Below are 8266 nucleotides of genomic sequence, written 5' to 3'. Positions count from 1 at the left end.
CATCAAAGCAACTATTTTAAAAGTCATTCTTAGCAGTTTATGCTATGAAATCTAGCCAAATGATTGACGAGTATGATTAATTTCTATAAGTATCTCCCTGTCAGCAAAGAAGATGAAAGTTGGGGCCTCATTGTGTTAAACACTGGATGTACGCATATTGGACCTACTAGCATATATCCCTTCAAAAATCATCCGGCACACCACAATTTTAACTGGAAGAGCTGGCGTACCTTGCAGGAATATCAGGTTATTTACATCACTCGTGGAAGCGGGATCTTTGAATCAGAAAATTATAAACAGACCAAAATCAATGCAGGAACAGTCATTGTACTGTTCCCAAATGAGCGCCACCGTTATAAACCCGACCCAGAAACAGGTTGGGATGAATATTGGGTAGGCGTAAAAGGCAAAATAATAGACAATCTGGTAACATCAGGCTATTTAAAGCCTGAAGCACCCACCCAGTATATTGGTTTTAATGAAAGCATACTGGAAGTGTATAATGGCATTATTGAAAAAACGAAACAAGAGCGTCCTGGTTATCAGCCTCTGGTTTCCGGAGCAGTGTTTTATCTGCTTGGTGCCTGTCATTCGCTTGCCAAACAACACACCCTTGGTAACCAGGAAGAAGATAATGTTATAAACCGGGCAATGCTCCTGTTTCGTTCAAATATAAACAATCCATACTCGGCCGAACAGGCCGCTCAGGATCTGTGTGTAGGGTACTCCTCGTTTCGGAAGTTCTTCAAAAATTACACAGGTTTATCTCCAGGTCAGTATTACCTTCAACTTAAAATAGAAAAGGCAAAGGATTTGTTGTGCAGCAGCAATATACCGATCAAGGAGATTTCTATTGATCTTAATTTTGAATCCAGCTTCTACTTTTCAAAGCTTTTTAAAGAGAAAACCGGATTAAAACCCACCGATTATAGAAAACGCTGCAGAGACACTGTAAACGAAGGGTAATTGGGCTCTGCTATCCGTTGTAGGCAATGGCAAACTGTTTTGCAAAATCTTCAAGTTTGATCTTACCAATTGGAACAGTGTTTTTAGAATCGAAATCCTCCCAAAGTACACCACTTCTAATAGCGGTGCCCATTTCTACATAATTCTTTGCAATTTCCTCTGGAAGTCCGGCGCCTACCATTCCATCAAAGGCCTGCACATCATCAAATGCTACCCATGGCAATTCAGGCTTACCAATTGCTTTTCCTAGCTCCTCTGCAACTTCTTTAAGCAGGCGTTTATCACTCGCAATATAAAAAATGTTCTTTCCTGTAAAGCCTTCTTTGATTTTATTTGCAGCGGCCGCAGCTATATCTTTTGGATCGACCATAATGATTGGCTGATCTGCACCGTAGTTAGACCCGATGATTCCCATGTGTCTGATCAAATCCTGATTTGCATAGAAATTGTTATAGAAAAATGCAGGACGAAGGATTAGTACATCGATATTTTCAAGTTTACTAAAGATCTGTTCAACGGCATAAAGCCCGGCAATTGGTCCGGTTCCTTTTTCAATATGAGCACCTATACTGCTCAATAAAACTACTTTTTTAACACCAGAGGCTTTTATTGCGTTGGCATAGTGCTCGCCAACTTCTTTAATGTGTCCTCTAAGGTCATTGGCAGCGAAATCGTTAGGTACCATCAGATATACCAGATCTGCACCTATAAAGGTATCTGTAAGAAAACGTTCGTCGTTTACTGATCCAATTGCCGGGATTGCGCCAAGGCTTATAATTTCATCTGATTTTTCTTTGTTACTGGATACGATGGTTACCTGATGTCCTTCAGAAACCAGGTTAATTGAAAGTGGTCTACTGATATTCCCCAGTGACCCAGTTATAATTATTTTCATGATAGTTCTGTTTTTATTTAAAGACAAAGTTATATTTGTACTTACTTTTATACAAGTACTTACCCCAAAGTATGTAAGATGACAGCGATCAAAGAAAATTCAACTTTAAATGCCAACAGAGAAAATAACAAGGCAACCTGCCCGGTCAGCTACGTGATGAGTAAGATTGGAGGTCATTGGAAACCAGTAATACTTTACCACCTCATGAGCGGACCAAAAAGGTATAGCGAGCTGAAGAAATTGATTCCGGCCATAACTGAAAAAATGCTTATACAGCACCTAAAACAGATGCAACAGGATGTGCTGGTTATCAGAAAAGCTGAAAATATTGTTCCTCCTTTTGTAACCTATAGTTTAAGTTTTGAAGGTGAAGAATTAAAGCCAATTCTCGATGCAATGGTTGAATGGGCATTTGCACGAGATTTTAAGGCATAATCAAGGCCTTGCTTTAGTCTAATGTTCTTGAATTCAACCCGCATTTCAGTGGTTACGTGTGCCTGAAGGCCTAATAACCCTGTCATTTTACGATTGACAGGATCATTATCGGTGGCATCACTCATTAATACACCATTGATATAATATTGCATATGATTGCCTTTAACAACCAGGTGATATTCATTCCAATCATCCTTCCTGATATTCTTTGCCAGCTCCTCTGATGTACCTAACGTTGAAAGGAGATCAGGTTTCCCTAATGAATCTACAACTACTTTCTCGCCCCGTTTTGCGATAAAGCCACGGCCTCTTTCTTCATAGTTTAAGCCTGTATATTCATTGTTCCCATCTATGTCGGCCTGATAACCTTTTAGTCCAAAGGGAACACCGGGTACTTCTTCACTCCTGTACTGGATACCACTATTGCCTCCTTTTGAAATTTTATACTGTAATTTCAGTTCAAAATCACCCACTTTCCCTCCTGCCCATATTAAAAAAGTATTATTCTTTAATTGATTTTGAGGAGTGACCTCACCTATTATAGTTCCGTTTTCAACTTTCCAGTGGATTAAATCTCCTTTCCAGCCTTGTAGTGTTTTACCATCAAAAATTTTAACAAAATCCTTTTCCTGACTCATTGCCGAAAAAGTTAGCATTAACAAAAACACACTTCCAATAAAGCTTATTGAATTTCTATTTATTTGACGCATCTTCTTACTTCTATTTACTTGCCGGCTGAAACACTTTATTATCTTTATTTCCACCTGAAATCAAATAAGCCATTAAATCTTTTAATTCTTCACTATTTAAGCTGTTGATCATGCCAGGCATCATAATGGATAATTTAGATACAGAAGTGATTGCTATATCCTTTTTCTTAATTTCCCGAAGTGTTTGAGGAGAAAAAGGATTTTGAGAAATATAAATCTTGTCTTTGGTCTCTCTCTTAAATCTTCCATAGATAGAGCTTCCGTCTTTTAAATAATAAACTTTTGCGGCATACTGATCGGAGATCACTTTGCTAGGTGTTATGATAGATTCAAGGATGTCTTTCTCAGAGAATCTGGTTCCCAGATGTGTAAGGTCGGGACCTGCAGAACCACCCTCGCCACCTGTAGTATGGCAAGAAATACACATTGTGGCGGCAAACATCATTTTACCATTCTTATAGTTTCTGCCTACCAAACTGTCTTTTACTACTGCAAGTGCTTCGTCCAGTTTCCAGTCTCTTCCCGGACCTTTTGGTTGTGTAACATCGCCAAGTTTAAGCTGTTTATTGTCTACCAGGCCGTCTCCGGAGATCTTGTTAAAATGAGCAAATTGTTCTTTTGGCACATTGGTTAGGGCTATTTTACGTGCTTCATCAATAAAACCGATATAACTGTTACCACCCTTAAACCCGAATGCTTTATAGAACCATTTAAAATATTTGTTACGAAGTGCAGGTGTCCATCCTTTTTTGGCTTCACTTAAAGCTACAGCATAATAAATCTGTTGCGAAGGTGGCGTTTTAGACAGCGTTTTTGCAATATCCAATCCATATTGAGGATTTTTCAAGATCAAATCTGACGAACTGGTTATTCCCTTCTGGTAGTCCTCATCGTCTTTGGCCAGATCTATTAAGGCCAAAGTTTTAGGTACTACCTGCTCATCGCCGATATAAACAAGGATCTTTGTCATGAACCGATTGATTTCATTACTCTTGGCCGGAAAATGAGCATTTAGATATTTGCTTAATTTCAGCCTATCTACCGGTTGGGGTTTACCGGTGCGCAGTAACGTTAGCTCAAACGTTCTTAACAAGTCCATCTTCTGCGGTTCTGATAGTGACATATAATTGATGTGCATCAGCGCATTCAACATTTTACTGTTTAATTCCTTACTTCCATTTCTGGCCAGTGCAGTCATGGCGTGCATCAATATAATCGGGTCCTTTTCATTCAGGGCTCTGTCTTGCCATTCTGCAACGGGCTGATGTTCAACAGCAATCCTTGCAGCATAACGAATATAACGATCTTTGTTTTTCAGGTTTGGCCAGGCTATGTTAATTGCCTCTGGATTAGGCGTAGTATGAAACTCTTCCAATTGCTTCCTCAGGTTGCGTGCTTCGAGCACACTTGCTGTTGCATTGGTTGGCAATTCTTGGTTTGGCAAGGAATTATCACCATAATAAACTCTGTATAGATCAGATTCAAGCTCACGTCCTCCGGTTAAAAAGTAAAGTGCTCCATCAGGTCCAATCAAACCGTCGGTAAGCGGTAAAGGCTGTCCCGATAAAAATTCCTCTGCTGTTGTTTTATAAGAGGATCCATCGGGAATAAGCTGTACGGAGTAAATGATGCCAAAAGTCCAGTCGAAGGCTAATAAACCACGACGATATTTCTCTGGAAAACGAGCGTTATAACTGCTAACCAGGTTCGTAGGTGAGCCCTGACCAACGTTTAATATAGCAGGAAGATTATCAATATAACTTGGTGCCCAATTGGTATTTCCGGAGCGCCAGCCAAATTCACTTCCGCTGGGAGAATGAGAAATTCTGGTAGGTTTATACCATGGCATCCCCATATCCCATTCCATGTCGCCATCGTAAACAAACATTTCTCCATCTTCATTAAAGGCAAAATCATATGGATTTCTATATCCTGCACTTACTAATTCCCACTTTGCTCCTTCCGGGTCGGTTTTCATTACAAAGGCTCCTGGCGCAAAACGGTCTGTAGCATGTCCATTAGGGTCTTTTATGGTTGCCAATGCGTTGTCTTCTTTCCAGGTTTTAGGTAGGCGGTAACTGTCCATTTCCGGCATATCTGTATAATTACCTGCAATCATGTAAATTGACTTTTTATCAGGAGAAAGCACAATACTGTGGGGGCCATGTTCGCCTTCACCGATTAATGCTTTCATCAATGTTACTTTATCGAATTGATCATCACCATCGGTATCCTGTAACCGGTAAAGTCCACTTCCGCTTTTAAACTTATCGTCGCTATTGTGATTAACCATTACGTATAAGCTATTGAAGGCGTAAAGCAAACCATGGGCATACCCCATCCCTACTTTAGCGTTTGTTGAATCGCCAACAATTAGTTTTTCTACCTTTACTTTAACCTTGGTGGTATCTGCACCTATTGGGGGTATTTCCAGCCTGTATAAAAAGCCATACTGATCTGAAGTAATTATCCGCCCTTTATTATCAAAGGTCATGGCTACCCATGATCCGGTTTTACTTTCAGATGGGCTGTATAAATGTTCCGCTTTAAAATTTGGTAAAAGTTTTAGTTTTTCAACTTTTGGTCCTGGATTATCTTTCTGGAAAGTGGTGAAGGAAACACCGATAAGAATGAGTAATAAAAATACTACAGATAATTTAACAGACCTAGTTCTGTTTGATTTCATGTGGGTTGGTTTATTTGTGTGTTTGGTATAACAAGAATATCGTAAATAGATGAAATACGCAACCTGTGCTGTCCTGTACTGACATGCTCTGGTTATCTTTTATCTTTTCTGACATATCACTTTAAACAAAACAACACATTGAATGTACTAATAAGACAAAACAGCACTTAATCTTAAATATCGTTTGTACTTTTTGATAAAATAATTAGCTTTATAAAAGAAGCCAAATATTAAAATGAAGRATTACCAGAAATATCTTAACATTAGTGAATTCGAAAAAAATTGGGGATTTTACATCAATACGGTTGGTTCGGCAAAGGTAGAGCCTAATAAAAATTACCCAAACAATCGTGAGCATCCAATAGATCACTCCTTTACCTGGGATAAGGGCAGAATACTAGACGGCTATTACCTGGTTTTCATAACAAAAGGCGAAGGTTTACTGGAATCTGCAAAAACCAAAGCCTATAACATTAAAGCTGGAACCTGTTTCTTTTTATTCCCAGGTGTATGGCACAGATACAAACCACACCCTCAACATGGTTGGGAAGAATATTGGGTAGGATTTAATGGGAGTTATCCTAATGAATTGATGAAAAAGGGAATATTTACCGCTGAGAATCCTTTTATTGATGTTGGCCTGAACGAAGATTTACTGCAGCTTTTTCATACACTTATCAAAACAGTTGCTGCTGCTGAAATTGGGTATCGTCAAATCGTTTCAGGGCTTACTCTTCAAATTTTAGGCTTGGTAAATGCCGTATCGAAATACAAAACACCTGATATCGGAAATCAATCTAAACTCATTTCGAAGGCCAAATTTCTTTTACAGGAATCCATTGAGAACCCAGTGAATTTAGAAGAAATGGTAAAGGATTTGCCTATGGGTTATTCGAGATTCAGGAAGATTTTTAAAGAAACGACAGGCTTATCACCAAATCAATATCACCTTAATCTGAGATTAGACAAAGCGAAGGATTTACTTACATCCACCAATTTAACCATTAATGAAGTGGCTTACCAAACAGGTTTTGATTCTATTTTCTATTTTTCGCGTTTGTTTAAGAAAAAGAACGGATTGCCACCTAAAGAATACAGGCTTCGTAAAGTATAAATTGATATTTAAGTTATTGATCTCAACAAATCCTTCATGTAGCTGTTGATTTCAAACTGATCTGCAACAGGCATCCCGTTTGAGGGTAATGTAACCATATACGGAGGCGGACCGAATTCTGGAGTAATGGTTAATAGCTCATCACCGACTTCTTTTTTATAGTCAATGATTTTACCCCACCACTCAAGAAATATCTGTGTAGCAGTTTGCCATTCTTTTACACGCGGGTCTGTTACTTGTGGTCCTTCAGGATAACCAACTCTTGCATGAATGTGTTCAGTTCTTTTTATGGCCTCTTCTAAAATATTAGGGCAATTCTCCAGATAGCTTTCGGTTACACAAACCCAATGAGAAAGATCGGCTGTGATTTTCATATCAGGCCTTAGCGCAAAAAGTTCCATTGCATTGTAAGGACTAAAACCTATCCTACCCCGATGGGTTTCGTGGGCAACCCTGATGTTCCTTTTTACGGAGAATTCCTGCGCTGTATCAATTACCCTTAATTGTTCATCTTTGGAGAAATAGTCTTTACCGCTATGCGAATTAATTAGTATCGGGTTACAGTCCATAGAGAGATTCAAATAATAATCAAAAGACTTACAAAAAGACTTAATATCGGTTCCTGTGGCTTGATGCTGATGACATACAATTGGAAATTGATATTCATCCAGAAGTCGGATAAACTTTTTACGTTCTGCAGCATCTTCCGGAATCCATGCATCAACGCCATCATAGCCTGCCTGTTTTACTTTTAGAAAAGAATCTTCAAGAGGAAGATGTTCAAGCCCCCAGAGTGTGCACAAAATTTGTGTTTTCATTTGTTTTGGATGCTTATTGATGTCTGTCGAAAAATATACCACTTACTGCAGCGTTCTCCCCACGTACATGGTTGATCCGAATTCGTATGCTTCCGGTATAATTAAAGATCAGATATTTTCCATTTTGATAATCCTTAATTAACTGAACAGGTGAGATGAGTTTAAGTGTATTGGCATCAAATACTTCTACGGCAGAGCGCCTTTCTTTGTTATCCCAATCTAAAAAATACAAAGCAATTTGATGGGACTGAGTTCCGGCAACCTGAACATCCATCGTTATGGTTTGYAAAGTGGGCGCAGGATCTTTAGTTACAACTGCACCAAAGGTACGGTTAGTACCTGTTGTGTTGCGGAGCACCCTATTGTCTGCCGGCAATTCCGAATGAACATTTGCCTCATTTCTTAACTTTACTGATGATACATAGACAGGCAATTTCTGTAAATGTTTATTATTTTGAAGGTAATTAAACAACACAAATCCTTCTTTGCCATAGCTACCCTTCCAATTTCCAGAAGTTAAACTATCTTGCCGGAAGATATTAATAGGGTAATTCCAGGGGATATCTTTTACTTGCGCCGCTTTATTTAATGTTTTATAAGTTATCTTATACTCGTATTTCCCTGGCGTTAGGTGGCGTTAGG

The 8266-nt window shown here is 38.9% G+C and carries 8 protein-coding genes; 3 read left to right on the top strand and 5 right to left on the bottom strand.

Annotation, left to right across the window (positions count from 1 at the left end; all coding sequences use genetic code 11):
- The first annotated feature begins 72 nt into the window (after nucleotides 1–72).
- On the top strand, nucleotides 73–966 hold the full coding sequence (locus tag AC1DDX_RS17885) for an AraC family transcriptional regulator (RefSeq protein WP_172663675.1): 894 nt from the start codon (nucleotides 73–75) through the stop codon (nucleotides 964–966).
- A 10-nt stretch (nucleotides 967–976) separates the two neighbouring features.
- Here AC1DDX_RS17885 and AC1DDX_RS17880 read toward each other — a convergent pair whose 3' ends face one another.
- Complete coding sequence (locus AC1DDX_RS17880) at nucleotides 977–1861, bottom strand: NAD(P)H-binding protein (protein ID WP_172663676.1); 885 nt, start codon at nucleotides 1859–1861, stop codon at nucleotides 977–979.
- A 78-nt stretch (nucleotides 1862–1939) separates the two neighbouring features.
- Between AC1DDX_RS17880 and AC1DDX_RS17875 the strand changes: the two genes are divergently transcribed.
- Complete coding sequence (locus tag AC1DDX_RS17875) at nucleotides 1940–2296, top strand: winged helix-turn-helix transcriptional regulator (RefSeq protein ID WP_172663677.1); 357 nt, start codon at nucleotides 1940–1942, stop codon at nucleotides 2294–2296.
- On the opposite strand, the gene AC1DDX_RS17870 is transcribed toward AC1DDX_RS17875, so the two are convergent.
- Nucleotides 2209–3006 (bottom strand): 3-keto-disaccharide hydrolase, encoded by a 798-nt coding sequence (locus tag AC1DDX_RS17870; RefSeq protein WP_288880351.1) that lies wholly within the window; start codon nucleotides 3004–3006, stop codon nucleotides 2209–2211. The two genes, AC1DDX_RS17875 and AC1DDX_RS17870, sit on opposite strands and share 88 nt — an antisense overlap.
- A 10-nt stretch (nucleotides 3007–3016) precedes the next feature.
- Nucleotides 3017–5692, bottom strand: a complete 2676-nt coding sequence (locus AC1DDX_RS17865) for a c-type cytochrome (RefSeq protein ID WP_337715043.1) — start codon at nucleotides 5690–5692, stop codon at nucleotides 3017–3019.
- Nucleotides 5693–5927: 235 nt separating this feature from the next.
- Here AC1DDX_RS17865 and AC1DDX_RS17860 point away from each other — a divergent pair, with 235 nt between their 5' ends.
- Nucleotides 5928–6806: an AraC family transcriptional regulator gene (locus tag AC1DDX_RS17860; protein ID WP_477622349.1), complete on the top strand. Its 879-nt coding sequence runs from the start codon at nucleotides 5928–5930 to the stop codon at nucleotides 6804–6806.
- A gap of 8 nt (nucleotides 6807–6814) precedes the next feature.
- On the opposite strand, the gene AC1DDX_RS17855 is transcribed toward AC1DDX_RS17860, so the two are convergent.
- Together AC1DDX_RS17855 and AC1DDX_RS17850 are read right to left on the bottom strand one after the other, a co-directional pair.
- Complete coding sequence (locus AC1DDX_RS17855; protein ID WP_288880359.1) at nucleotides 6815–7624, bottom strand: sugar phosphate isomerase/epimerase family protein; 810 nt, start codon at nucleotides 7622–7624, stop codon at nucleotides 6815–6817.
- A gap of 13 nt (nucleotides 7625–7637) precedes the next feature.
- Complete coding sequence (locus tag AC1DDX_RS17850) at nucleotides 7638–8057, bottom strand: hypothetical protein (RefSeq protein WP_477622348.1); 420 nt, start codon at nucleotides 8055–8057, stop codon at nucleotides 7638–7640.
- Nucleotides 8058–8266 lie beyond the last annotated feature (209 nt).

This window comes from Pedobacter sp. 10L46_2, from assembly GCF_056395165.1.
Note: the sequence above shows the minus strand (reverse complement) of the source record. Positions and strands in the feature narration are given on the sequence as shown.